The organism is Pseudomonas sp. GW823-FHT03E05 (genome assembly GCF_058796855.1).
In genome coordinates this window covers 132,053-156,895 of the sequence record NZ_JBXAJB010000003.1, presented here as the reverse complement: position 1 = coordinate 156,895, position 24,843 = coordinate 132,053, and the positions used below count along the sequence as shown (strand labels likewise).

Here is a 24,843-nt window from a genome sequence, read left to right as displayed (position 1 = left end):
TTTCTCGCCGCCATTGCTGTGGCGGCTCCTGCCCATGAAAAGGAGGTCAAGATGACCCAGATTCTTTCTTCCATCCCTGCCGGCGTCACCGAACTGGACCTGCACCTGCTGCGCCAGAGCATCCAGCTCGCCGAAGAGGCCAAGGCCCGCGGCCGTCATCCGTTCGCCGCCCTGGTGGCCGATCGCGACGGCAAGGTCATCGCCAGCGCCGGCAACAACTCGATGCCCCCCGAAGGCGACCCGACCCAGCACGCCGAGCTGGCGGCAGCGGCGCTGGCGGCCAAGCGCCTCAGCCCCCAGGCCCTGGCCGAGTGCACCCTGTACACCAGCGCCGAGCCCTGCTGCATGTGCGCCGGGGCCATCTACTGGACCGGCATTGGTCGGGTGGTCTACGCCTTGTCCGAACATGAGCTGCTGGAGTTGACCGGCGACCACCCGGAAAACCCGACCTTTTCCCTGCCGTGCCGCGAAGTGTTCGCCCGTGGGCAGCGGCAGATCCCGGTGTTCGGGCCGATGCTTGAGAGCGAGGCCGCGCTGGCGCACAAGGGCTTCTGGAAATGAACGGCGGCCTATCCATCCATGTGGTGGACGTCGCCAGCGGCAAGGTGGCCGAAGGCATGGCGGTGCGGGTGCGCCGCCTGGGCGGCGAGCTGCTCTGCGCAGGGCGAATTGCCGGCGACGGCTTGCTGAGCGAGCTTGCCGAGCGCTCGGCGAGCTTCGGCCAGGGCGTCTACGAAGTGGAGCTGGACGTGGCGGCGTTCTATCGCGAGCAAGGCCAGGCGCTGCCGCCGGTGGCCTTCCTCGAGGTGCTGGTGTACCGCTTCGGCCTGGATGATCCGCGCCAGCACTACCACCTGCCGTTCAAGCTCACCGCCTGGGGCGTGTCCTGCTTTCGCGGTGGCGCCTGACCCGGCGCTGACCTGTAGGAGCGAGCTTGCTCGCAAAACGCTCGCAGCCACCACAACCGGTTCGCCAGAGCGCTTTTCGCGGGCCGGCCCGCTCCTAGCGGTGGCGGGTCATTCCTGGGCGATGGATTCGATGAACTCCGAGCGTTCGTCGCTCATGCGCGCCAGGCAGTCATTGGTGGCGATGGTGTAGGCCTTGGTGCCGGGCTTGGCCGGAAAGGACTCCATCGCGCAGTCGGCATCGCGCTGCTTCTGCCACAGTTGCTGGGCATTTTTGACCTTGGCGCTGATGTCGGCCAGTTGCCCTTTGTCGCTGCCATAGAGGGTACCCAGGCGTTCCAGCAGGCTCTGCACGTTGTCGCCCAGCAACTGTTCGGCGGTGGTCCTGTTGTAGGTCGCGCATTCCAGGGTCTGCACGTCGTTTTCCACGCCGTCGCAGGGCGTGTTGTCGGCCTCTTCGGCCGCCTGTACGCCTGTCGTTATCAGTAACAAGGCCAGGAAGATCAGTTTCATTGCAGCGCTGCCCTCATCCAGTGACGCTTTCGTTGAAGCGGCGAATTCTGGCGCAAGCCCTGGGCAAAGAACAGAGGCCACCCGTGCCCTCCGTCCGGCCCTTTGTCGGCGCTTGACGCTTTCGGCAATTCCCCTGTCGTTTTTGCACCCAGGCGCCCCGGCCCTCAAGCATATGCTGACCCCAAAGCGCCGGCAGACGATTCGGCGCATGAATCGCCAATAAGGGGACAGCCTGATGAGCCCAGCCGAACTACACGCCGACAGCATCGTTATCGACGGGCTGATCATTGCCAAGTGGAACCGCGAGCTGTTCGAGGACATGCGCAAGGGCGGCCTGACCGCAGCCAACTGCACCGTGTCGGTTTGGGAAGGTTTCCAGGCCACGGTCAACAACATTGCCTCCAGCCAGAAGCTGATACGCGAAAACAGCGACCTGGTGATGCCCGTGCGCACCACCGCGGACATTCGCAAGGCCAAGGAGCTGGGCAAGACCGGCATCCTCTTCGGCTTCCAGAATGCCCATGCCTTCGAAGACCAGATCGGCTACGTCGAGGTGTTCAAACAGCTGGGCGTGGGCATCGTGCAGATGTGCTACAACACCCAGAATCTGGTGGGCACCGGCTGCTACGAGCGTGATGGCGGGCTCTCCGGGTTCGGCCGCGAGATCGTCGCCGAGATGAACCGCGTCGGGGTCATGTGCGACCTGTCCCACGTTGGTTCCAAGACCAGCGAGGAAGTGATCCTCGAATCCAAGAAGCCGGTCTGCTACTCCCACTGCCTGCCGTCGGGGCTCAAGGAGCACCCGCGCAACAAGTCCGATGCCGAACTGAAATTCATCGCCGACCACGGCGGTTTCGTCGGCGTGACCATGTTCGCGCCGTTTTTGGCCAAGGGCATCGATTCGACCATCGACGACTACGCCGAAGCCATCGAATACACCATGAACATCGTCGGTGAAGATTCGATTGGCATCGGCACCGACTTCACCCAGGGCCATGGTCAGGACTTCTTCGAATACCTGACCCACGACAAGGGCTACGCCCGGCGCCTGACCAACTTCGGCAAGATCATCAATCCCCTGGGCATCCGTACCGTGGGCGAGTTCCCCAACCTCACCGAGACCCTACTCAAGCGCGGCCACAGCGAGCGCGTGGTGCGCAAGATCATGGGCGAGAACTGGGTCAGCGTCCTGAAGGACGTCTGGGGCGAATAAGGCCACCCCCCACAGCACATTCCTGTAGCCGCTGCCGCAGGCTGCGATCGGCTCCGAAGGAGACGCGCTCTTGCGGCCCTCGGAAGGCTCTTCGAGCCTTTTCGCAGCCTGCGGCAGCGGCTACAGACGTACTTATCCACAGAATTCCGGAGTTTTGAAACATGGCCAAGATCGCCCCGCAATTGCCTATCGAAGTCGACAGCGAAACCGGTGTCTGGACCTCCGACGCCCTGCCGATGCTCTACGTGCCACGGCATTTCTTCGTCAACAACCACATGGGCATCGAGGAGGTGTTGGGCGCCGATGCCTACGCCGAGATCCTCTACAAGGCCGGCTACAAGTCCGCCTGGCACTGGTGCGAAAAAGAAGCCGAATGCCACGGCCTGGAAGGCGTCGCGGTGTTCGAGCACTACATGAAGCGCCTGTCCCAGCGCGGCTGGGGCCTGTTCAAGATCCAGGACATCGACCTGGATAAAGGCACCGCCAGCGTCAAGCTCGAACACTCGGCCTTCGTCTACGTGTACGGCAAGGTCGGGCGCAAGGTGGACTACATGTTCACCGGCTGGTTCGCCGGTGCCATGGACCAGATCCTGGCGGCCCGTGGCAGCAAGATCCGCACCGTGGCAGAGCAGGTTTACGGTGGTTCCGAAGAAGGCCACGACGATGGCCTGTTCGTCGTCAAACCGTTGTAAGCGGAGTTAAGAAAAATGGCTTTCGAAGCGATGTTCCAGCCGATCCAGATCGGCAAACTGACCATCCGCAACCGTGTGCTGAGCACCGCGCACGCCGAGGTCTACGCGACTGACGGCGGCATGACGACCGAACGGTATGTGAAGTACTACGAGGAAAAGGCCAAGGGCGGCATCGGCCTGGCGATCTGTGGTGGTTCCTCGGTGGTGGCCATCGACAGCCCACAGGAATGGTGGAGCTCGGTCAACCTGTCCACCGACCGGATCATCCCGCATTTCCAGAACCTGGCTGACGCTATGCACAAGCATGGCGCCAAGATCATGATCCAGATTACCCACATGGGCCGGCGCTCGCGCTGGGACGGTTTCAACTGGCCGACCCTGATGTCGCCGTCCGGGGTGCGCGAGCCAGTGCACCGCGCCACCTGCAAGACCATCGAGCCGGAGGAGATCTGGCGGGTGATCGGCAACTACGCCCAGGCCGCGCGCCGGGCCAAGGCCGGTGGCCTGGACGGTGTCGAGCTGTCGGCGGTGCACCAGCACATGATCGACCAGTTCTGGAGCCCACGGGTCAACAAGCGCACCGACGAATGGGGCGGCACCTTCGAGAAACGCATGCGTTTCGGCCTGGAAGTGCTCAAGGCGGTACGCGCTGAAGTGGGCGACGACTTCTGCGTGGGCATGCGCCTGTGCGGCGACGAGTTCCACCCGGACGGCCTGTCCCATGAGGACATGAAGCAGATCGCCAAGTACTACGACGACACCGGCATGCTGGACTTCATCGGCGTGGTGGGTTCGGGCTGCGACACCCACAACACCCTGGCCAACGTGATCCCCAACATGAGCTTCCCGCCGGAGCCGTTCCTGCACCTGGCGGCGGGCATCAAGGAAGTGGTCAAGGTGCCGGTGCTGCACGCACAGAACATCAAGGACCCGAACCAGGCCACGCGGATTCTCGAAGGCGGTTACGTCGACATGGTCGGCATGACCCGCGCGCACATGGCCGACCCGCACCTGATCGCCAAGATCAAGATGGGCCAGATCGACCAGATCAAGCAGTGCGTCGGCGCCAACTACTGCATCGACCGCCAGTACCAGGGCCTGGACGTGCTGTGCATCCAGAACGCCGCCACGTCCCGTGAATACATGGGCGTGCCGCACATCATCGAGAAAACCACCGGCATCAAGCGCAAGGTGGTGGTGGTCGGTGCCGGTCCTGCCGGTATGGAAGCCGCTCGCGTCGCCGCCGAACGCGGCCATGACGTGACCCTGTTCGAGAAGAAGGAAGCCATTGGCGGGCAGATCACCACGGCCTCCAAGGCGCCGCAACGGGACCAGATCGCCGGTATCACCCGCTGGTACCAGCTGGAGCTGGCGCGCCTGAAAGTCGACCTGCGCCTGGGCACCGCGGCGGACAGCGCGACCATCCTCGACCTGCGCCCCGACGTGGTGGTGCTGGCCGTGGGCGGCCATCCGTTCATCGAGCAGAACGAGCACTGGGGCGCCGCCGAAGGGTTGGTGGTCAGCAGTTGGGACATCCTCGACGGCAAGGTGGCGCCGGGCAAGAACGTGCTGGTGTACGACACCATCTGTGAGTTCACCGGCATGTCGGTCACCGACTTCATCGCCGACAAGGGTTCGCAAGTGGAAATCGTCACCGACGACATCAAGCCGGGCATCGCCGTGGGCGGCACCTCGTTCCCTACCTACTACCGCAGCCTGTACCCCAAGGAAGTGATCATGACCGGGGACCTGACCCTGGAGAAGGTGTACCGCGAGGGCGACAAGCTGGTGGCGGTGCTGGAAAACGAATACACCGGCGCCCGGGAAGAACGGGTGGTGGACCAGGTGGTGGTGGAAAACGGCGTGCGTCCTGACGAAGAGCTCTACTACGGGCTCAAGGAAGGTTCGCGTAACAAGGGCCAGATGGACGTCGAGGCGCTGTTCGCGATCAAGCCGCAGCCGTGCCTGAGCGAGACGGGGGAGGGCTACCTGTTGTTCCGCATCGGCGACTGCGTGTCCCAGCGCAACACCCATGCCGCGATCTACGACGCACTGCGCCTGTGCAAGGATTTCTAAGCCACTTCCTGTAGGAGCCGGCTTGCCGGCGATCGGCACTGGCGAGATACCGCGTGCTGCCTGATCGCTGGCAAGCCAGCTCCTACAAGGCCCCAGGTCTTTGGGAGCTCCACCATGTTGAACACCCTTCTTCCCATTCTGTTGTTCGCCGCCATCGGCCTTGCGGTCCTTGGCGCGCTGCGACGCGTGGCCATGTGGCGCCGGGGGCGAGCCTCCAAGGTCGATCTGATTGGCGGCCTGCTGGCCATGCCCAAGCGCTACATGGTGGATCTGCACCACGTGGTGGCCCGGGACAAATACATGGCCAACACCCACGTGGCCACGGCGGGGGGCTTTGTCCTGGCCGCCGTGCTGGCGATCCTGGTGCACGGTTTCGGCCTGCACAACCGCATCCTGGGTTATGCCTTGCTGCTGGCCACCACGCTGATGTTCGTCGGCGCGCTGTTCGTCGCCAAGCGCCGGCGCAACCCGCCGGCGCGGCTGTCCAAAGGGCCGTGGATGCGCCTGCCCAAAAGCCTGCTGGCATTCTCCGTGAGCTTCTTCGTGGCGACCCTGCCGGTGGCCGGGATCCTTCCGGAAAACTTCGGTGGCTGGCTGCTGGCGGCGCTGCTTGCGCTGGGTGTGCTCTGGGGCGTGTCCGAGCTGTTCTTCGGCATGACCTGGGGCGGGCCGATGAAGCACGCCTTCGCTGGCGCCCTGCACCTGGCCTGGCACCGGCGCGCCGAGCGCTTTGGTGGCGGACGCTCCACCGGCCTCAAACCGTTGGACCTGGAAGACCCGAACGCGCCTTTGGGGGTGGAAAAGCCGAAGGACTTCACCTGGAACCAGTTGCTGGGCTTCGACGCCTGCGTGCAGTGCGGCAAGTGCGAGGCGGCGTGCCCGGCCTTCGCCGCCGGCCAGCCGCTGAACCCGAAGAAACTGATCCAGGACATGGTGGTCGGCCTGGCCGGCGGTACCGACGCGCAGTTCGCTGGCAGCCCGTACCCTGGCAAGGCCATCGGCGAACACGGCGGCAACCCGCACCAGCCCATCGTCAACGGCCTGGTGGACGCCGAGACCCTGTGGTCCTGCACCACCTGCCGGGCCTGTGTCGAGGAATGCCCGATGATGATCGAGCACGTCGATGCCATCGTCGACATGCGTCGCCACCTGACCCTGGAGAAGGGCGCCACGCCGAACAAGGGCGCCGAGGTCCTGGAAAACCTCATTGCCACCGACAACCCCGGCGGCTTCAACCCCGGCGGGCGGATGAACTGGGCGGCGGACCTGAACCTGTCCTTGCTCAGCGACAAACAAAGCACCGACGTGCTGTTCTGGGTCGGCGACGGCGCCTTCGACATGCGCAACCAGCGCACCCTGCGGGCCTTTGTCAAAGTGCTCAAGGCGGCCAAGGTGGACTTCGCCGTGCTCGGCCTGGAAGAGCGCGACAGCGGTGACGTGGCCCGGCGCCTGGGCGACGAAGCGACTTTCCAGCTGCTGGCCAAGCGCAACATCCAGACCCTGGCCAAGTACCGCTTCAAGCGCATCGTCACCTGCGATCCCCACAGTTTCCATGTGCTGAAGAACGAGTACGGCGCCTTCGATGGCAACTACCTGGTGCAGCACCACAGCACCTACCTGGCCGAGCTGATCGGCGCCGGTGCGCTGAACCTGGGCCAGCACAAGGGCAGCAGCGTGACCTATCACGATCCTTGCTACCTGGGTCGTTACAACGGTGAGTACGAAGCCCCTCGGGACGTACTGCGTGCCCTGGGCATCGAGATCAAGGAAATGCAGCGCTCGGGCTTCCGTTCCCGTTGCTGCGGCGGTGGCGGCGGCGCGCCGATCACCGACATTCCGGGCAAGCAACGGATTCCCGACATGCGCATGCAGGACATCCGCGAAACCGGCGCCGAGCTGGTGGCCGTGGGTTGTCCACAGTGCACGGCGATGCTCGAAGGGGTGGTGGAGCCGCGGCCGATGATCAAGGACATCGCCGAACTGGTAGCCGATGCCTTGCTCGAAGACGCCGCCCCGAGCAAAGCGCCGGCGTCGGTGAAACCTGAACCTGCGGAGGTGCACTGATGAGCGACATTATCCGCCGCGATCCCCGGGCCGAGTGGATCGCCCGCAACCGCCTGCACCCGCTGCACGCGGCCATGCAGCCGGCGCAACACAGCTGGATGGGGCCCAATGGCCTGATCCGCAAGAACCCCCACGGCATCGGTTTCATCGGCCCCAACGGCCTCAAGCGCATCGACCGCAGTGGCGCCCAGCAGGGCGGCAGCGCCAAGCGCACGGCAGCGGCTGAGGTGCAGTTGCCGCTGCATCAAGTGGCGCAGCCGGCGTTCTACATCAGCGTGGTGCCGGACATGGTCGGTGGCCGCCTGAGCAGCCACGACCGCGACCTGCTGGGCCTGGCCCATCAGTTGGCGGGCCAGGACGGCGCGGTGCTGGCGGTGGTGTTCGGCGAACACAAGGAATCGGCCTTCGCCACCGCGGGTGTCGACCGCCTGCTGGTGCTGCAAGGCAGCGAGTTCGAAGGTTATGCACCGGAACAACGGGTGCAGGGCCTGCGGGCTGTGGATAACCAGTTCAGCCCGCGCCACTGGCTGCTGCCCGACAGCCGCACCGGCGGCGGCGAACTGGGCCGGCGCTTTGCCGCGGCCCTGGGCGAACGCCCGGCGACCCGGGTCTGGCAGGTCAAGGACGGGCAGTGCATCGGCCGTGCCGGCGCCGGCCTGCAGGACCTGGCGCGGCCGGTCGCGCGCTTGATCCTGGCCGCCGCCGAATGCGCGGAGCCAGTCAGCGAAACCCGCCACGAAGCCTTGCCGGTGGAGTTATCCACAAGCGTGGCCCGCAGCCTGGCGCGGATCGAAGACCTGGGCGCAGTGGCGGTGGACCCGGCGGCGATTCCCATGGCCGAGGCCGAGTTCATCTTTTCCGGGGGCAACGGGGTCAAGGACTGGCCGCTGTTTCACCAGACCGCCGCCGCCCTGGGGGCCACCGAAGGTGCTTCGCGGGTGGCGGTGGACGACGGCTTCATGGCCCGCGACCGGCAAGTGGGGGCCAGTGGTATCTGGGTCACCGCGCGGGTCTATGTGGCGGTGGGGATTTCCGGAGCGATCCAGCACCTGCAAGGCATTGGTGCCTGCGACAAGGTGGTGGCGATCAACCTCGACCCGGGTTGCGACATGATCAAGCGTGCCGACCTGTCGGTGATTGGCGACAGCGCGGAGATTCTCAAGGCCTTGATCGCGGCGGTAGCGGCCTACCGCAACGACGCCAAGCGCGATGCGGCTTAAGGGGATGTTATGCACAGCAATGTAATCAGCCTGATTTCGATTGGCGCCCACCCCACCTCCGGCCGCCCGCGGCGTGCCGAACAGGATGCCCGGGCAGTGGAACTGGGCCTGCAACTGGCCGGTGCGCAGTTGCAGGTGCTGCATGCCGGCGATGTAGCCGAACCGGCCCTGCGCGCCTACCTGGGCATGGGCCTGGAACAGCTGCATGTGCTGGAGCAGCCGGCGGGCGCCGATGCCCTGCCGGCACTGACCCAGTACCTGCGTCATGCCGGCGCCCAGGTGGTGCTCACCGGCAGCCAGGCGGAAACCGGCGAGGGCTCGGGGATGCTGCCATTCCTGCTGGCGGAAAACCTCGGCTGGCCGCTGGTGGTGGGGCTGGCCCAGGTCGAGTCCCTGGGCGATGGCGTGGCCCATGTCCTGCAAGCCTTGCCTCGCGGCCAGCGACGCCGGCTCAAGGTGCGCCTGCCATTCCTCGCCACTGTGGATAACGCCGCACCCAAGCCGCGCCAGAGCGCCTACGGCCCGGCGCGCCGGGGCCTGCTCGAAACCGACCAGGTGCTGGTGGTGGAGGACGAGTTGTTCACAGGCTCCAGCCTGCAGCCGGCCAAGCCGCGCCCCAAGCGCCTGAAAGTGATCAAGGCCAAGAGCGGCGCCGACCGCATGAAAGCCGCTACCGCCAAGGCCAGCGGCGGCACCGGCCAGGTACTCAAGGGCGTCAGCCCTGAGGCGGGTGCCGAAGCCATTCTCAAATTGCTCATCGAAGAAGGCGTAGTGCGCTGACCTCAGGGTTATGCACAACCCCTGGCACCGCTGTTCGCTGGCAAGCCAGCTCCTACGGGGGAAATGCACCCATGTCCTGTAGGAGCCGGCTTGCCGGCGAAGAGGCCAGCGCGGTTTTGCACAATTCCCGGGCGCAGCCGTGCGCTGGCAAGCCAGTTCCCACAAGGGGAAATGCACCGATGCCTTGTAGGAGCCGGCTTACCGGCGAAGAGGCCGCCGCGGTTTTGCACAATTCCCGGCCGTCTTTCGCGACAGGGGGGTAGGGTTACTCACAATCCCTGTGTGCGGACCTGTGGATAAGGTGTTCGCGCCTCGCTCCAGCCCTTGTGCAGCGGGCCCTGGCGCCGCCTGTACGATTTTTGATCAGGCTAAGTCGGCGTTTTTTATGGCGTTTTTTCCATGATGGGAAAACCCTCGGGCAGACTTTTGCACAGCAGTTGCCCCCAAAGTCTGTTGGCGCTTCTGTGGATAAGATGTTCGCTTAGCGCTGTATCCCTTGCAGAACGGGGCTTTCAAGCTTTTGTTCAAAAAACGACCAAATGCTGGTTTTTCCGCAGAATATCCTGGCGTGCCCCTGATAATGCGCGGCTTCTGGCGGTTTTCCACAGTGCATGACTCGTGCACCCGAGTTGCCCCCAAAGTCTGTTGGCCGTTCTGTGGATAAGGTGTTCGCCTTCCTCTGTAGCCCTCTGAATACGTGGCTTTGATGGCTATGTTCAAAAAATGATCAATGTCTTGTAAAACAGCACTTTCTACATAAGTCACGGATTTTATTGCCATTGCCCGGCGAAATATCCCCATGCCAGAGGAACTTGCCCACAGTTGCTGTGGGCCAAGGTGTGGATAAGGTGTTCGTCGAAGGCTGCACCCCTTGTAATCCATGGCTTGCACGGCAATAGATCAAATTTCATACAGCTCTAATGGCTGCCTTGACACTGGCAAGTGGCCTGTCTTCACTGATGCCACAAGGACTTGGCAGTTACTTATCCACATCCGGTTCTCGGGAGCTCAGGCAATGGACTGTCGTTTATCGCAGGCTTCTGCGATCCGCGCCTTTCTCCCTCGACGCACCCGCCGCCGCGCCACCAACCAGCGCGCCCGCCTATAGCTGCGCCCCCGGGCTGCCGCCGGTTGGCACTTTTTCCACAGTTTGTGTTTCCCTGGCCAAGCTCCAGGCCAACCAGAAGTCCGCGGACTTTCTCAAGCAGGAGGCGCGTTTCTACAAGCCGCCGATCAACGTGATCTTCGCCAAGTTGCCCAACAACCTCAACCACGTCGGGGGCGAGCAACTGCCGTGCAACCACTGTGGCGACTGCGTCTGGGGCTGTAACAACAAGGCCAAGAACACCACCGCAATCACGGTGCGCAGATTTTCTGCCAGGCCCAGGTGCGCCATCTGGAGCGTGACGGCGACGGCTGGATCGTGCGCTTCCAGTACCTGGACAGCGCCCAGGGACGGCATGTATGGGCGCTGCATCGGCCATGGGGCGATTCCCTATGGCGTTACCAGCGAACTGAAGGGCAACACCCAGGTGCAATGGTCGGAAACCCTTTCGGCAGACGATCCGAACTACCCGCTACGGGTGCGCAATGGCTATGTGAAGGTGAGGCTGGACGGCCCGCAGATCAGCGAGACCTTCATCGGCGAGACCGGCGCGGTCAGCTGGTCGCGGCCCTGAAGGCCCTGAAGGCCCTGTAGCCGCTGCCGAGCCCGCGAGGCTGCGACAAGGTCCGCAGGACCTTGCTTGACGGCTTTCCGCCGGACCCAGGCGCTCTCAAGATCGCTGCGCCTGCTGCGTCGGAATGCCGCCCAAGCCGTTCGCAGCCTGCGGCAGCGGCTACATAAGCCTTGTAGCCGCTGCGGTGCTTGCAGTGTCAGCCGGTGACCGGAACACCCTTGAGGTAAGGCGCCGGTTCCGCCCCCAGGTTGCTCAGCATGCGCTCGCTGTACCAGTCGACGAAGTTGACCACGCCGAACTCGTAGGTCTTGGAGTACGGGCCGGGCTGGTAGGCGGTGGAGTTGATGCCGCGCTGGTTCTCTTCCGCCAGGCGCCGGTCCTGGGCGTTGGTGGCGTCCCACACCTGGCGCATGCGTTCGACGTCGTAGTCCACGCCTTCCACGGCGTCCTTGTGCACGATCCACTTGGTGGTGACGATGGTTTCCTGCGCGCTGATGGGCCACACGGTGAACACGATGATGTGGTCGCCCATGCAGTGGTTCCACGAGTGGGGCAGGTGCAGGATGCGCATCGAGCCCAGGTCCGGGTTCTTGATCCGGCCCATGAGTTTGGCGCAGCCCTGCTTGCCGTCCAGTGTCATGGACACGGTGCCCTTGAGCAGCGGCATGCGCACGATGCGGTTGCGCAGGCCGAAGCTGGCGTGGGCGTAAGGGATCTTCTCGGCTTCCCAGGCGGCAGCGGAGGCGGCCACGTGGTCCTTGAACGCCTGGTCGGCCCGCGGGTCGGTGACGTCGTCCCATTCCAGCAGGGTTTTCAGCAATTCGGGGTGCGAGCCGCCGCAGTGGTAGCACTCGCGGTTGTTCTCCAGCACCAGCTTCCAGTTGGCCTTTTCATGCAAGGTGGTCTGCACCGCCACCTTGGTGTTCTCCATGTCGTAGGGCTCCATGTAATGGGCCAGGGTCGCCAGGAAGTCGTCGATGGCCGGCGGGTTCTCGGCCAGGGAGATGAAGATGTAGCCGCCGGCGGTCTTCACGTTCACCGGTTTCAGGCCGTATTGCTTCATGTCGAAGTCGGCGCCCATTTCGGTGCCGGCGAACAGCAGGCGGCCGTCCAGTTCGTAGGTCCACTGGTGGTAGTGGCAGACCAGCTTGGCGACCTTGCCCTTGTCGCTGGTGCACAGCCGTGAGCCGCGGTGGCGGCAGACGTTGTGGAAGGCGTGGACCACGCCGTCGGCGCCGCGGATGACGATGATCGGGTTCTTGCCGATCTGCAGGGTGATGTAGTTGCCCTTGGTAGGGATCTCGCAGGTCATGCCGGCGATCAGCCATTCCTTCTGGAAGATCTCCTGCATGTCGATATCGAACAGCCTTTCATCGCAGTAGAACGGCTGCGGCAGGGAAAAGGTCCGCTCACGTTCCTGCAGCATCTGTGCAGTGGCCTTGCGTGCAGGTTCCAGCGGATCGCCCAAGCTCAGGGTTGCGGTGACGTCCATCGTTCAAGTCCTCATGGCCGTTCAGTGCGGCCGGCGAATTAATTAGTGGCTACGGTGGGTGCTACGCAAGTCACGAAAAAAACGGCTGTTGTCGTTGAGGCGAGTGTGGGTCCGCAGGCGCCAAGAACCTTATCCATGGGCGACATGGCCCAATCTGTTCCCGACGCGCCAGCCCCGGCAGCTGGGGGCTGGTCGCGATAAGCATGTGAATGTCGCAGATAGGTAAATGGGCGCGAGAAGCCTTACGCAGAATCGCTGACAAGACGCCGACCGTCGGCCGTGGAGAACAGCATGTCCAACACCTTCCTCAACCCGGTAACCACCCAGACCTGGGCCAATGGCCGTCACATCGTCCGTTGCGTCAAAGTCATCCAGGAAACCTGGGACGTGCGGACCTTCTGCTTCATGGCCGACCAGCCGATCATGTTCTTCTTCAAACCGGGGCAGTTCGTCACCCTGGAACTGGAGATCGAGGGCCAGCCGGTGATGCGTTCCTACACCATCTCCAGCTCGCCTTCGGTGCCCTACAGCTTCTCGGTGACCATCAAGCGCGTGCCCGGCGGCAAGGTCTCCAACTGGCTGCACGACACCCTGCACGAAGGCCAGGAACTGGCGGTGCACGGGCCGGTGGGGCTGTTCAACGCCATCGACTTTCCGGCGCCGAAGATCCTCTACCTCAGCGGCGGCGTCGGCATTACCCCGGTGATGTCCATGGCGCGCTGGTTCTACGACACCAACGCCAACGTCGACATGGTGTTCATCCACAGCGCCCGTTCCCCCAAGGACATCATTTACCACCGCGAGCTGGAGCACATGGCCTCGCGGATCGACAACTTCAGCCTGCACCTGATCTGCGAAAAGCACGGCCTGGGCGAGCCCTGGGCCGGTTATCGCGGCTACCTGAACCACAAGATGCTGGAGTTGATGGCCCCGGATTTCCTGGAGCGGGAAGTGTTCTGCTGCGGCCCCACGCCCTATATGAGCGCGGTCAAGCGGCTGCTGGAAGCCGCCGGTTTCGACATGGCTCGCTACCACGAGGAATCCTTCGGCGCGACCCCGGCCGAAGCCCGGGCCGATGCGGTGGAACACGCCGAACAGGCGGCCGAGGCGCCGGAGCCGGACCTGGCGGACCTGCATCAGGTGGAGTTCACCGCTTCGGGCAAGAGCATCCGCGTGGCCCCCGGAGAAACCGTGCACGCGGCGGCCGCCAAGCTTGGCCTGATGATTCCCAAGGCCTGCGGCATGGGCATCTGCGGCACCTGCAAGGTGCTCAAGCTGGGGGGCGAGGTGGAGATGGAGCACAACGGCGGGATCACCGAGGAAGACGAAGCCGAAGGCTACATCCTGTCCTGCTGCAGCGTGCCCAAGGGCGACGTGCGCGTGGAGTTCTGATCGCCGGCAAACCGGCCCCTGCATCCGTTTGCTGTAGGAGCCGGCTTGCCAGCGAACAGGTGCAAGCTGATCCTTCGGTTACTGATACAACGCCGGGCGCCGATCCAGGTGCACATGGTTATGTTCACTGATGGACTTGTGCCAGGCCTGGGTCAGGTCCAGCTCCGCCAACAGCAACTGCTCGGCGCTTTCCCGATCCCTGCCCGCCAGTGGATAACCGTCGGCATCGACAAGGGTCGAGCCGCCCACCCAGTTCACTCCACGTTCCTCGCCGCAGCGGTCGCAGGCGGCGATGAACATCCGGTTGACCGCCGCATTGGCCTGCACCCGGACCATCTCCGCCGGCCGCTCGCCCAGCGGGCGCGGGCCATCCGGCCAGTTCACCGGGGCGCACAGCAGGGCCGCGCCGGCCAGGGCTGGCAGGCGCACCCACTCGGGAAACTCCAGGTCGTAGCAGATCATCATGGCGATCGGCCCGAAGCGGGTCGCCACCACCGGCGGCGGTTCGTCGCCTGGGGTGAAGATCAGGTTTTCCCGATCCCACAGGTGGGCCTTGCGGTACAGCGTCAGCCTGCCTTCGGGTTCGACCAGCGCCGCGCTGTTGGCCACGCGCTCCTGGTCCAGGCGCTCGCAGAAGCCGCCGACGATCACCACCTGCAGCTCTTCGGCCAGGGTTTTCCACAGGCTCAGGGTCGGCCCGTCGAGGCTTTCCGAGAGTGCCAGGGCTTCATTGCGGTCGCTGAACACATAGCCGCTCTGCACCAGTTCCGGCAGCACCACCACCTGGGCGCCGCGGGCGGCGGCCTGGCGTATCGCCTCGGCGCCCAGGGCGAGGTTGTACTTAAGGTCGCCGATGCGCGGGGCCACTTGCTGGCAGGCCACCTTGAGGGATGCCTGAGGAATCATTGCGCGCCTCCTTCCAGTTGCTGTTCGCTGGCCTGGATGGCCAGGCGCTCCGCGTCCAGGTCCAGGTTGCGGGTCAGCGCCCAGTAGACCAGCGCAGCCACGGCAAGGCCAACCACGAAGGCAATGTCGGCGCCGCCCAGGGCCTGGGACAGCGGGCCCTGGAAGAAACTCAGGGACATGAACGGCACCATCGCCAGCAGGCCGAGGAAATACGCCAGCAGCCCGGCGCTGGACCAGCGGCCATAGATCCCGGCGTGATTGAAGATGTCGCTGATGGCATAGCGACCTTTGCGCACCAGGTAGAAGTCCGCCAGGTTGACTGCGGTCCAGGGCACCAGGAAATACAGCATCAGCAGCACGAAAGTGTTGAAGCTGCCCAGGTAGCTCTCGGGAATGTTCATGGCGATGAGAAAGATCACCACCGCCACCAGCACGATTCCGCAGACCCGGCTCTTGAGGTTGGGCTTGATCGACTTGAAGCCGTCGATGGCGCTGATGCCGGTGAGCATGGCGCCGTAGCAGTTGACCGCCATGATGCCCACCAGCGCCGGCACTGCGATCAGCACGGTGAAGGTGCCGAAGCCGGGGATCACCCGGTTGCCCACTTCGCGCACGCTGGCGATGGCATCGGGGGAGGGCAGGGCCGAGGCCAGGAACGCCCCCAGGGACATCAGCCACAGGGCCGAACCGGCGGCGCCCAGGTAGGTCCAGAAGATCACCTGGCGCGACGGCGTCTTGTGCGGCAGGTAGCGTGAGTAGTCGGAGACGTACACCGAATAGCTGATCTGGTAGCCGGCGGCGGCCGACAGCTGGATCAGGAACGCCGACCAGGAGAACTGCGGGTCGGCCAGGGCCGAGTCGGCCTGCAGGGTCAGCAGGGCACTGACGGTGAGCACCGCGAACACGCTGATCATCACGTAGGTCAGCCAGCGCTGCACGGTGTGCAGCAGGTCATGGCCGATCACCGCGATCAGCACCGCCACGGCGATCATCAGGGTGTACCAGGGCGCCCGGGCGCCGGGAATCACGGTGTTGATGGCATCGGTGGCGAGAATCACGTTGAACACGTTGAAGCCGATGTAGACGAACACCACGGCGGTGAACGGCACGATGGCGCCGCGCAGGCCGAACTGGGCGCGGGACTGGATCATCTGCGGCAGCCCCATGCGCGGGCCCTGGTTGGCGTGGAAGGCCATGCAGAAGGTACCCAGGCAGACGCCGATGACGATCGCCAGGATGGCGTATTGCAGGGCAAGGCCCAGGGCTGCGCCGGTGAAACCGGTGACCATGGTGGTGAGCACGAAGTTGCCGGTGAACCAGAAGGGGCCCTGGTGCCAGACCTTGCCGTGGCGCTCGTTGCGCGGCACGTAGTCGATGGAGCGGGTTTCGATCTTCAGGCCGGGAGGCTGGGCGTTCTCGGTGACGCAAGAAGAAGTCGTCATGGGGTACAGCCTTATTTTTATAGGTCGACCCCGGAGTCTCGGACAAACGCTGCGGTTGTTGAATCAGTGGGGGCAAATAATCAGTTCAGGAATTTGTGAACTGATGAAGGGGGCGTGCTTGACGGGCCTCTTCGCTGGCAAGCCGGCTCCTACGGGGTGGGAGGTGCGCTGGCCATTGTAGGAGCCGGGTTGCCGGCGAAGGCGTCGGTGAGAGCTGCGCCCGGGTTGCGGGCCTGTTCGCTGGCAAGCCAGCTCCTACGGGGTGGGAGGTGCGCTGGCCATTGCAGGAGCCGGCTTGCCGGCGAAGGCGTCCATGAGCGCGGCGCCCGGGTTGCGGGCCTCTTCGCTGGCAAGCCAGCTCCTACAGGCGGGGGTGGTGGGTCAGGCGCTCATGACGGTGCGGATGTCGGCTGCCAGTTCGCGCACGCGGTCTTCCTCGGTGTCCCAGGAGCACATGAAGCGCGCGCCACCCTTGCCGATGAAGGTATAGAAGCGCCAGCCCTTGGCCGTCAGTGCGGCAATGGCCGGTTCCGAAAGTTGCAGGAACACGCCGTTGGCCTGCACCGGGAACATCAGTTCCACGCCAGGGATGTCGGCCACCAGTTGGGCCAGCAGCTGCGCGCAGTGGTTGGCGTGGCGGGCGTGCTTGAGCCAGGCGTCGTTTTCCAGGAGGCCGACCCAGGGCGCGGAGAGAAAGCGCATTTTCGAGGCCAGCTGGCCAGCCTGCTTGCAGCGGTAGTCGAAGTCTTCCGCCAGCTTGTGGTTGAAGAACAGGATCGCTTCACCCACCGCCATGCCGTTTTTCGTGCCGCCAAAGCACAGCACGTCCACGCCGGCCTTCCAGGTCAGCTCCGCCGGGGTACAGCCGAGGAAGGCGCAGGCGTTGGAGAAGCGCGCGCCGTCCATGTGCAGGTTCAGCCCCAGTTCCTTGCAGGTGGCACTGATGGCGCGAACTTCTTCCGGGGTGTAGACACTGCCCACCTCGGTGGCCTGGGTCAGGGTTACCACCCGCGGCTTGGGATAGTGGATGTCCTGGCGCTTGAGGGCGATCTCGCGGATCGATTCCGGGGTCAGCTTGCCGTTCTGGGTGCCGGCGATCAGCAGCTTGGAGCCGTTGGAGAAGAACTCCGGGGCGCCGCACTCGTCGGTTTCGACGTGGGCGGTTTCCGAGCAGATCACGCTGTGGTAACTCTGGCACAGCGACGACAGGGCCAGGGAGTTGGCGGCGGTGCCGTTGAAGGCGAAGAACACTTCGCAATCGGTTTCGAACAGTTTGCGGAAATGATCCGAGGCGCGAGCGGTCCACTGGTCGTCGCCGTAAGCGCGCTCGTGGCCGTGGTTGGCCTGCTCCATGGCGGCCCAGGCTTCGGGGCAGATGCCGGAGTAGTTGTCGCTGGCGAATTGTTGGCTCTTGTCGGTCATGGCCGGCTCCGTGGTCGATGATGGTGCGCACTTTAACCAAGAATAATGGCCCAGCACACGCTCTGTTTATGCCGGAATAATGCATGGCCCATAAGGATTTATGCGTGACGCGATGCTGAAACCCGACACTGCCCGGCGCGACGGGGCGCTGGATGCGCTGAAATGGCTGGCGCTGCTGAGCATGGTCCTCGATCACCTGCGTTATGTGGGCCTGAGCCTGGACTGGCTTTACGTACCCGGGCGCCTGGCGTTTCCCTGGTTCTGCCTGGCCATGGCGGTGAACCTGACCCGGGCCAGGGATGAAATCGACCGCCGGCCCGGCCCATGGCGCTACCTGGGCTGGTTGCTGCTGTTCAGCCTGCTGAGCGAGATTCCCTATCGCCTGTTCATTCCCGACCCCGATACCTTGAATGTGTTGCCCACCCTGGCCCTGGGCCTGCTGGTGGCTCGCGGCTGGCAGCGGCGCAGAGGCCTGGACCTGGGGCTTGGCCTGCTGGCCTTGCTGCTGGCGGTGGTTTTCAGCGAGCGGCTGATGTTCGGCGCCTTCGGGGTGTTGCTGCCGCTGGCCCTGGTACTGGTGTTGCGCCGGCCCTGGTATTTCAGCCTGCTGCCTGGGGCGCTGTGCCTGGCGGCCAATCAATGGGAAACCTTGTTCCCGGCGGCGCGCCTGGGCAATCAGGTGGCGACCTGCGGTATTGCCGCTTGTCTGCTGGCGCCGTGGCTGGGGCTGATGCTGCTGCGGGGGCTGCGTGGCAGGTCGGTGCCGGCCATGCGCCGCTGGGCCTACCTGCTGTACCCGGCGCACTTTCTCCTGCTGCTGGCCCTGCGCGCAGCCCTGTAGGAGCCGGCTTGCCGGCGAAGGCGCCCCTGAGGATTTGCGCCCGGCTTGCGGGCCTCTTCGCTGGCAAGCCGGCTCCTACGGCAGAGAGCGTTGCGTTGCGGGGAAGGACAGGCCCGATCCAGAGCCGTTGGCGGGTGGTGCGGGCAGGCATTTATCTCCGCACGCCAGGGCATGTCGTAAACGCACCTTTGCGTGGCGTCCATAGGCATTTGAGTTCCCCTTCCCGGTCATACCATCGCATCCAAAGGGCGTAGCTGTAAGGCTCGCCTCACCGAGACGAAAGGCGCACCGCCGCCGCTGGGAGAGACGTGATGTTCAGCAAGCAAGACCAGATCCAGGGTTACGACGATGCACTGCTGGCGGCCATCAATGCCGAGGAACAACGCCAGGAAGATCACATCGAGCTGATCGCGTCGGAAAACTACACCAGCAAGCGGGTGATGCAGGCGCAAGGCAGCGGGCTGACCAACAAGTACGCCGAAGGCTATCCGGGCAAGCGCTACTACGGTGGCTGCGAGCACGTGGACAAGGTCGAGGCCCTGGCCATCGAGCGCGCCAAGCAACTGTTCGGTGCCGACTACGCCAACGTCCAGCCGCACTCCGGTTCTTCGGCCAACAGCGAGGTGTACCTGGCCCTGCTGCAGGCCGGCGATACCATCCTCGGCATGAGCCTGGCCCATGGCGGCCACCTGACCCACGGGGCCAAGGTGTCGTCCTCGGGCAAGCTGTACAACGCGGTGCAGTACGGCATCGACACCCGCACCGGGTTGATCGACTACGACGAAGTCGAGCGCCTGGCCGTGGAACACAAGCCGAAGATGATCGTCGCCGGCTTCTCGGCCTACTCCAAGACCCTGGACTTCCCGCGCTTCCGGCAGATCGCCGACAAGGTCGGGGCGCTGCTGTTCGTCGACATGGCCCACGTCGCCGGGCTGGTGGCCGCCGGTCTGTATCCCAACCCGCTGCCCTATGCCGACGTGGTCACTACCACCACCCACAAGACCCTGCGCGGTCCCCGTGGCGGGCTGATCCTGGCCAAGGCCAACGAAGAGATCGAGAAGAAACTCAACGCCGCGGTATTCCCCGGCGCCCAGGGCGGTCCGCTGATGCATGTGATTGCGGCCAAGGCGGTGTGCTTCAAGGAAGCGCTGGAGCCCGGTTTCAAGGCTTATCAGCAGCAAGTGATCGACAACGCCCAGGCCATGGCCGGCGTGTTTATCAAGCGCGGCTACGATGTAGTGTCCGGCGGCACCGACAACCACCTGTTCCTGGTCAGCCTGATTCGCCAGGGCCTGACCGGCAAGGATGCCGATGCCGCTCTGGGCCGTGCCCACATCACCGTGAACAAGAACGCCGTGCCCAACGACCCGCAGTCGCCGTTTGTGACTTCCGGCCTGCGCATCGGCACCCCGGCGGTCACCACCCGCGGATTCAAGGTCACCCAGTGCACCGAACTGGCGGGCTGGATCTGCGACATCCTCGACCACCTCGGCGATGCCGATGTCGAGGCCAATGTCGCTCGCCAGGTGGCGACCCTGTGCGCTGATTTCCCGGTTTACCGCTGAGAGCCGCAACTGGAGCAATGACTATGCAACGCTATTCGGGCTTCGGCCTCTTCAAGCACTCTCTCAGCCACCATGAAAACTGGCAGCGGATGTGGCGCACGCCGACCCCGAAGAAGGTCTATGACGTGGTCATCGTCGGCGGTGGCGGGCATGGCCTGGCCACTGCCTACTACCTGGCCAAGGAGCACGGCATCACCAATGTCGCGGTGGTGGAAAAAGGCTGGCTGGGCGGCGGCAACACCGCGCGCAACACCACCATCGTGCGTTCCAACTACCTGTGGGACGAGTCGGCGCAGCTCTACGAGCACGCCATGAAACTGTGGGAAGGCCTGTCCCAGGACCTCAACTACAACGTGATGTTCTCCCAGCGCGGGGTCTACAACCTGTGCCACACCCTGCAAGACATCCGTGATTCCGAGCGTCGGGTCAGCGCCAACCGCCTCAACGGCATCGATGGCGAGTTGCTCAACACCCAGCAGGTGGCGGACGAGATTCCTTACCTGGATTGCTCGAAAAACACCCGTTATCCGATCCTCGGCGCCACGGTCCAGCGCCGCGGCGGCGTGGCCCGTCACGACGCCGTGGCCTGGGGCTTTGCCCGCGCCGCCGACGCCCTGGGCGTGGACCTGATCCAGCAGACCGAAGTCATTGGTTTTCGCAAGGAAAACGGCGTGTGCATCGGCGTCGAGACCAACAAGGGCTTTATCGGTGCCAAGCGCGTCGGGGTGGTCACCGCCGGCAACTCCGGGCACATGGCCAAGCTCGCGGGCTTCCGCCTGCCGATCGAATCCCACCCGCTGCAGGCGCTGGTGTCGGAGCCGATCAAGCCGATCATCGACAGCGTGATCATGTCCAACGCGGTGCACGGCTATATCAGCCAGTCGGACAAGGGCGATCTGGTGATCGGTGCCGGTATCGACGGCTGGGTCGGCTACGGCCAGCGCGGCTCCTACCCGGTGATCGAGCACACCATCCAGGCCATCGTCGAGATGTTCCCGGTCCTCTCCCGAGTGCGCATGAACCGTCAGTGGGGCGGCATCGTCGACACCAGCCCGGACGCCTGTCCGATCATTTCCAAGACCCCGGTGCCGAACATGTTCTTCAACTGCGGTTGGGGCACTGGTGGCTTCAAGGCCACCCCGGGCTCGGGCAACGTGTTTGCCGCGAGCCTCGCCAAGGGCGAGATGCATCCATTGGCCGCCCCTTTCTCCATCGACCGTTTCCACAACGGTGCGCTGATCGACGAACACGGCGCTGCTGCGGTCGCCCACTAAAAGGACAACTCCCTATGTTGCATATCTTCTGTCCTCACTGCGGCGAGCTGCGCTCCGAAGAGGAATTCCATTCGTCCGGCCAGGCGCACATTCCCCGGCCCCTGGACCCCAACACCTGCACCGACGAGGAGTGGGGCGACTACATGTTCTTTCGCGATAACCCTCGCGGCCTGCACCACGAGCTGTGGATTCACGCCGCCGGTTGCCGCCAGTACTTCAACGCCACCCGCGACACCGTGACCTACGAAATTCTTGAAACCTACAAGATTGGCACCAAGCCGCAGTTCACCGCCAAGGCTGCTGGAGAGAAGGTATGAGCCAGACCAATCGCCTGTCCAACGGCGGACGCATCGACCGCAACAAAGTCCTCACTTTCACCTTCAACGGCCAGAGCTACAAAGGCTTTGAGGGCGACACCCTGGCCTCGGCCCTGTTGGCCAACGGCGTGGACATCATCGGTCGCAGCTTCAAGTACTCTCGGCCCCGGGGCATCTTCGCCGCAGGCTGCGAGGAGCCCAACGCGGTGCTGCAGATCGGCGCTACCGAAGCTACCCAGATCCCCAACGTGCGTGCCACCCAACAGGCGCTGTACCAGGGCCTGGTGGCCACCAGCACCAACGGCTGGCCCAGCGTCAACAACGACATGATGGGAATCCTCGGCAAGGTCGGCGGCAAGCTGATGCCGCCGGGCTTCTACTACAAAACCTTCATGTACCCGCAATCGTTCTGGATGACCTACGAGAAGTACATCCGCAAGGCGGCGGGCCTCGGCCGCTCGCCCACCGAGAACGATCCGGACACCTACGACAACATGAACCAGCACTGCGACGTGCTGATCGTCGGCGCCGGCCCCGCGGGCCTTGCCGCCGCCCTGGCAGCGGCCCGCAGTGGCGCCCGGGTGATCCTCGCCGACGAGCAGGAAGAGTTCGGCGGTACCCTGCTGGACAGCCGCGAGAGCCTGGACGGCAAGCCGGCGGCGGAGTGGGTGGCCAGTGTGGTTGCCGAACTCCAGTCGCTGCCGGATGTGTTGCTGCTGCCGCGGGCCACGGTCAACGGCTACCACGACCACAACTTCCTGACCATTCACGAGCGCCTCACCGATCACCTCGGCGACCGCGCGCCCATCGGCCAGGTACGCCAGCGCATCCATCGGGTCCGCGCCAAGCGCGTGGTGCTGGCCACCGGCGCCCACGAGCGGCCGCTGGTCTACGGCAACAACGACGTGCCGGGCAACATGCTGGCTGGCGCGGTCTCCACCTATGTGCGCCGCTACGGCGTGGCCCCGGGCAAGAAACTGGTGCTGTCCACCAATAACGACCACGCCTACCGTGTGGCCCTGGACTGGCTCGACGCCAGCCTGCAAGTGGTGGCCATCGCCGATGCGCGGCACAACCCGCGCGGCGCCCTGGTGGAAGAAGCCCGGGCCAAGGGCATTCGCATCCTCACCTCCAGCGCGGTGATCGAGGCCCGTGGCAGCAAGCATGTGACCGGCGCGCGTGTAGCGGCCATCGACGTCAAGGCACACAAGGTCACCAGCCCCGGCGAATGGCTCGACTGCGACCTGATCGCCAGCTCCGGCGGCTACAGCCCGGTGGTGCACCTGGCCTCGCACTTGGGCGGCAAGCCGGTGTGGCGCGAAGACATCCTCGGTTTCGTGCCCGGTGAAGCGCCGCAGAAACGTGTGTGCGTCGGTGGCATCAACGGCGTCTACAGCCTCGGCGATACCCTGGCCGACGGTTTCGACGGCGGTGTGCGCGCCGCCAGCGAAGCCGGTTTCCAGGCCGTTGAGGGCGTTCTGCCCAAGGCCCTGGCCCGTCTTGAAGAACCGACCCTGGCGCTGTTCCAGGTGCCCCACGAAAAAGGCACGGCGCGTGCGCCGAAGCAATTCGTCGACCTGCAGAACGACGTCACTGCGGCCGCCATCGAACTGGCGACCCGCGAGGGCTTCGAGTCGGTGGAACACGTCAAGCGCTACACCGCCCTGGGCTTCGGCACCGACCAGGGCAAGCTGGGCAACGTCAACGGCCTGGCCATTGCCGCCCGTTCGCTGAACGTCAGCATTCCGCAGATGGGCACCACCATGTTCCGTCCGAACTACACGCCGATCACCTTCGGCGCCGTGGCTGGCCGGCACTGCGGGCACATCTTCGAGCCGGTGCGCTTCACCGCGCTGCATGCCTGGCATGTGAAGAATGGCGCCGAGTTCGAAGACGTCGGCCAGTGGAAACGCCCCTGGTACTTCCCGAAAAACGGCGAAGACCTGCATGCCGCGGTCAAGCGTGAATGCCAGGCCGTGCGCGACAGCGTCGGCCTGCTGGACGCCTCGACCCTGGGCAAGATCGACATCCAGGGCCCCGATGCCCGGGAGTTCCTCAACCGCATCTACACCAACGCCTGGACCAAGCTCGACGTGGGCAAGGCCCGCTACGGCCTGATGTGCAAGGAAGACGGCATGGTCTTCGACGACGGCGTCACCGCCTGTCTGGCCGACAACCACTTCCTGATGACCACCACCACCGGCGGCGCGGCCCGCGTGCTGCAGTGGCTGGAGATCTACCAGCAGACCGAATGGCCGGACCTCAAGGTGTACTTCACCTCGGTCACCGACCACTGGGCCACCATGACCCTGTCCGGGCCCAACAGCCGCAAGCTGCTGAGCGAAGTCACCGACATCGACCTGGACAAGGACGGCTTCCCGTTCATGACCTGGAAGGAAGGCCTGGTGGGTGGCGTACCGGCGCGGGTGTTCCGTATCTCGTTCACCGGCGAGCTGTCCTACGAGGTCAACGTCCAGGCCGACTACGCCATGGGCGTGCTGGAGCAGATCGTCGAGGCCGGCAAGAAGTACAACCTGACCCCCTATGGCACCGAGACCATGCACGTGCTGCGGGCCGAGAAGGGCTTCATCATCGTCGGCCAGGACACCGACGGTTCCATGACCCCGGACGACCTGAACATGGGCTGGTGCGTGGGCCGGACCAAGCCATTCTCCTGGATCGGCTGGCGCGGCATGAACCGTGAAGACTGCGTGCGCGAGCAGCGCAAGCAACTGGTGGGCCTCAAGCCGATCGACCCGACCCAGTGGCTGCCGGAAGGTGCGCAACTGGTGTTCAACCCCAAGCAGGCGATCCCGATGAGCATGGTGGGCCACGTGACCTCCAGCTATGCCCACAACTCCCTGGGTTATTCCTTCGCCCTGGGTGTGGTCAAGGGGGGGCTCAAGCGCCTGGGCGAGCGGGTCTTCGCACCGCTGGCCGATGGCCGGGTGATCGAGGCGGAAATCGTTTCCTCGGTGTTCTTCGACCCCAAAGGCGACCGCCAGAACATCTAAGGCACAACACGCTCCTACAGGGTGTTATCAACAGAA

General features: G+C 64.5%; 19 protein-coding genes and 1 pseudogene. 15 read left to right on the top strand and 5 right to left on the bottom strand.

The window, feature by feature from the left end; all coding sequences use genetic code 11:
• Positions 1 to 51 precede the first annotated feature (51 nt).
• Together AC1RCO_RS13665 and AC1RCO_RS13660 are read left to right on the top strand one after the other, a co-directional pair.
• Complete coding sequence (locus AC1RCO_RS13665) at positions 52 to 561, top strand: nucleoside deaminase (protein WP_041120175.1); 510 nt, start codon at positions 52 to 54, stop codon at positions 559 to 561.
• Positions 558 to 908 carry a hydroxyisourate hydrolase gene (locus tag AC1RCO_RS13660; protein ID WP_065365107.1) on the top strand — a complete coding sequence of 117 codons (351 nt, stop codon included), beginning with the start codon at positions 558 to 560 and terminating at the stop codon, positions 906 to 908. Before AC1RCO_RS13665 ends, AC1RCO_RS13660 begins: the two co-directional genes overlap by 4 nt.
• 108 nt (positions 909 to 1,016) lie before the next feature.
• Here the strand turns inward: AC1RCO_RS13660 and AC1RCO_RS13655 are convergent, their stop codons facing one another.
• Positions 1,017 to 1,418, bottom strand: a complete 402-nt coding sequence (locus AC1RCO_RS13655; RefSeq protein WP_492617801.1) for a lysozyme inhibitor LprI family protein — start codon at positions 1,416 to 1,418, stop codon at positions 1,017 to 1,019.
• A gap of 235 nt (positions 1,419 to 1,653) precedes the next feature.
• Here AC1RCO_RS13655 and AC1RCO_RS13650 point away from each other — a divergent pair, with 235 nt between their 5' ends.
• The 7 genes and pseudogenes from AC1RCO_RS13650 to AC1RCO_RS13620 form a co-directional block, all read left to right on the top strand.
• Positions 1,654 to 2,631 carry a dipeptidase gene (locus AC1RCO_RS13650; protein WP_011063917.1) on the top strand — a complete coding sequence of 326 codons (978 nt, stop codon included), beginning with the start codon at positions 1,654 to 1,656 and terminating at the stop codon, positions 2,629 to 2,631.
• A gap of 161 nt (positions 2,632 to 2,792) precedes the next feature.
• Complete coding sequence (locus AC1RCO_RS13645; protein WP_011063916.1) at positions 2,793 to 3,323, top strand: 4-vinyl reductase; 531 nt, start codon at positions 2,793 to 2,795, stop codon at positions 3,321 to 3,323.
• Positions 3,324 to 3,338: 15 nt separating this feature from the next.
• Positions 3,339 to 5,399 carry a dimethylglycine demethylation protein DgcA gene (gene dgcA / locus AC1RCO_RS13640; protein ID WP_065365108.1) on the top strand — a complete coding sequence of 687 codons (2,061 nt, stop codon included), beginning with the start codon at positions 3,339 to 3,341 and terminating at the stop codon, positions 5,397 to 5,399.
• A 114-nt stretch (positions 5,400 to 5,513) separates the two neighbouring features.
• Positions 5,514 to 7,463: a dimethylglycine demethylation protein DgcB gene (gene dgcB / locus AC1RCO_RS13635; protein ID WP_072443626.1), complete on the top strand. Its 1,950-nt coding sequence runs from the start codon at positions 5,514 to 5,516 to the stop codon at positions 7,461 to 7,463.
• Positions 7,463 to 8,683: an electron transfer flavoprotein subunit alpha gene (etfA, locus tag AC1RCO_RS13630; RefSeq protein ID WP_015637306.1), complete on the top strand. Its 1,221-nt coding sequence runs from the start codon at positions 7,463 to 7,465 to the stop codon at positions 8,681 to 8,683. The genes dgcB and etfA overlap by 1 nt, the downstream gene beginning before the upstream one ends.
• Positions 8,684 to 8,692: 9 nt before the next feature.
• A complete protein-coding gene (etfB, locus tag AC1RCO_RS13625; protein WP_342402937.1) occupies positions 8,693 to 9,463 on the top strand; it encodes an electron transfer flavoprotein subunit beta in 771 nt (256 codons plus the stop codon).
• A 1,157-nt stretch (positions 9,464 to 10,620) separates the two neighbouring features.
• Positions 10,621 to 10,916: pseudogene (locus tag AC1RCO_RS13620) on the top strand (hypothetical protein); the annotation flags it as partial.
• Between the two features lie 422 nt (positions 10,917 to 11,338).
• Here the strand turns inward: AC1RCO_RS13620 and gbca are convergent.
• On the bottom strand, positions 11,339 to 12,634 hold the full coding sequence (gene gbca, locus AC1RCO_RS13615) for a glycine betaine monooxygenase oxygenase subunit (RefSeq protein ID WP_011063910.1): 1,296 nt from the start codon (positions 12,632 to 12,634) through the stop codon (positions 11,339 to 11,341).
• 291 nt (positions 12,635 to 12,925) lie between these two features.
• On the opposite strand from gbca, the gene gbcB reads away from it, so the two are divergent.
• Entirely contained in the window at positions 12,926 to 14,026 is a 1,101-nt protein-coding gene (gene gbcB / locus AC1RCO_RS13610) for a glycine betaine monooxygenase reductase subunit (protein ID WP_011063909.1), read from the top strand.
• Between the two features lie 78 nt (positions 14,027 to 14,104).
• On the opposite strand, the gene AC1RCO_RS13605 is transcribed toward gbcB, so the two are convergent.
• From AC1RCO_RS13605 to AC1RCO_RS13595, 3 genes are all read right to left on the bottom strand, one after another.
• Positions 14,105 to 14,932: a nitrilase-related carbon-nitrogen hydrolase gene (locus tag AC1RCO_RS13605; protein ID WP_283993969.1), complete on the bottom strand. Its 828-nt coding sequence runs from the start codon at positions 14,930 to 14,932 to the stop codon at positions 14,105 to 14,107.
• A complete protein-coding gene (locus AC1RCO_RS13600) occupies positions 14,929 to 16,374 on the bottom strand; it encodes a purine-cytosine permease family protein (RefSeq protein ID WP_492617800.1) in 1,446 nt (481 codons plus the stop codon). The genes AC1RCO_RS13605 and AC1RCO_RS13600 overlap by 4 nt, the downstream gene beginning before the upstream one ends.
• Positions 16,375 to 16,755: 381 nt before the next feature.
• Positions 16,756 to 17,796: a threonine aldolase family protein gene (locus AC1RCO_RS13595; protein ID WP_011063906.1), complete on the bottom strand. Its 1,041-nt coding sequence runs from the start codon at positions 17,794 to 17,796 to the stop codon at positions 16,756 to 16,758.
• Positions 17,797 to 17,896: 100 nt separating this feature from the next.
• Between AC1RCO_RS13595 and AC1RCO_RS13590 the strand changes: the two genes are divergently transcribed.
• The 5 genes from AC1RCO_RS13590 (at position 17,897) to AC1RCO_RS13570 (ending at position 24,807) form a co-directional block, all read left to right on the top strand.
• Entirely contained in the window at positions 17,897 to 18,637 is a 741-nt protein-coding gene (locus AC1RCO_RS13590; protein WP_053160268.1) for a TraX family protein, read from the top strand.
• Positions 18,638 to 18,948: 311 nt separating this feature from the next.
• A complete protein-coding gene (locus AC1RCO_RS13585) occupies positions 18,949 to 20,202 on the top strand; it encodes a serine hydroxymethyltransferase (RefSeq protein ID WP_125062331.1) in 1,254 nt (417 codons plus the stop codon).
• Between the two features lie 23 nt (positions 20,203 to 20,225).
• Entirely contained in the window at positions 20,226 to 21,476 is a 1,251-nt protein-coding gene (locus tag AC1RCO_RS13580; protein ID WP_016964291.1) for a sarcosine oxidase subunit beta family protein, read from the top strand.
• Between the two features lie 14 nt (positions 21,477 to 21,490).
• Positions 21,491 to 21,793 (top strand): sarcosine oxidase subunit delta, encoded by a 303-nt coding sequence (locus AC1RCO_RS13575; RefSeq protein WP_019094046.1) that lies wholly within the window; start codon positions 21,491 to 21,493, stop codon positions 21,791 to 21,793.
• On the top strand, positions 21,790 to 24,807 hold the full coding sequence (locus tag AC1RCO_RS13570; protein ID WP_492617799.1) for a sarcosine oxidase subunit alpha: 3,018 nt from the start codon (positions 21,790 to 21,792) through the stop codon (positions 24,805 to 24,807). Before AC1RCO_RS13575 ends, AC1RCO_RS13570 begins: the two co-directional genes overlap by 4 nt.
• Positions 24,808 to 24,843: the final 36 nt, after the last annotated feature.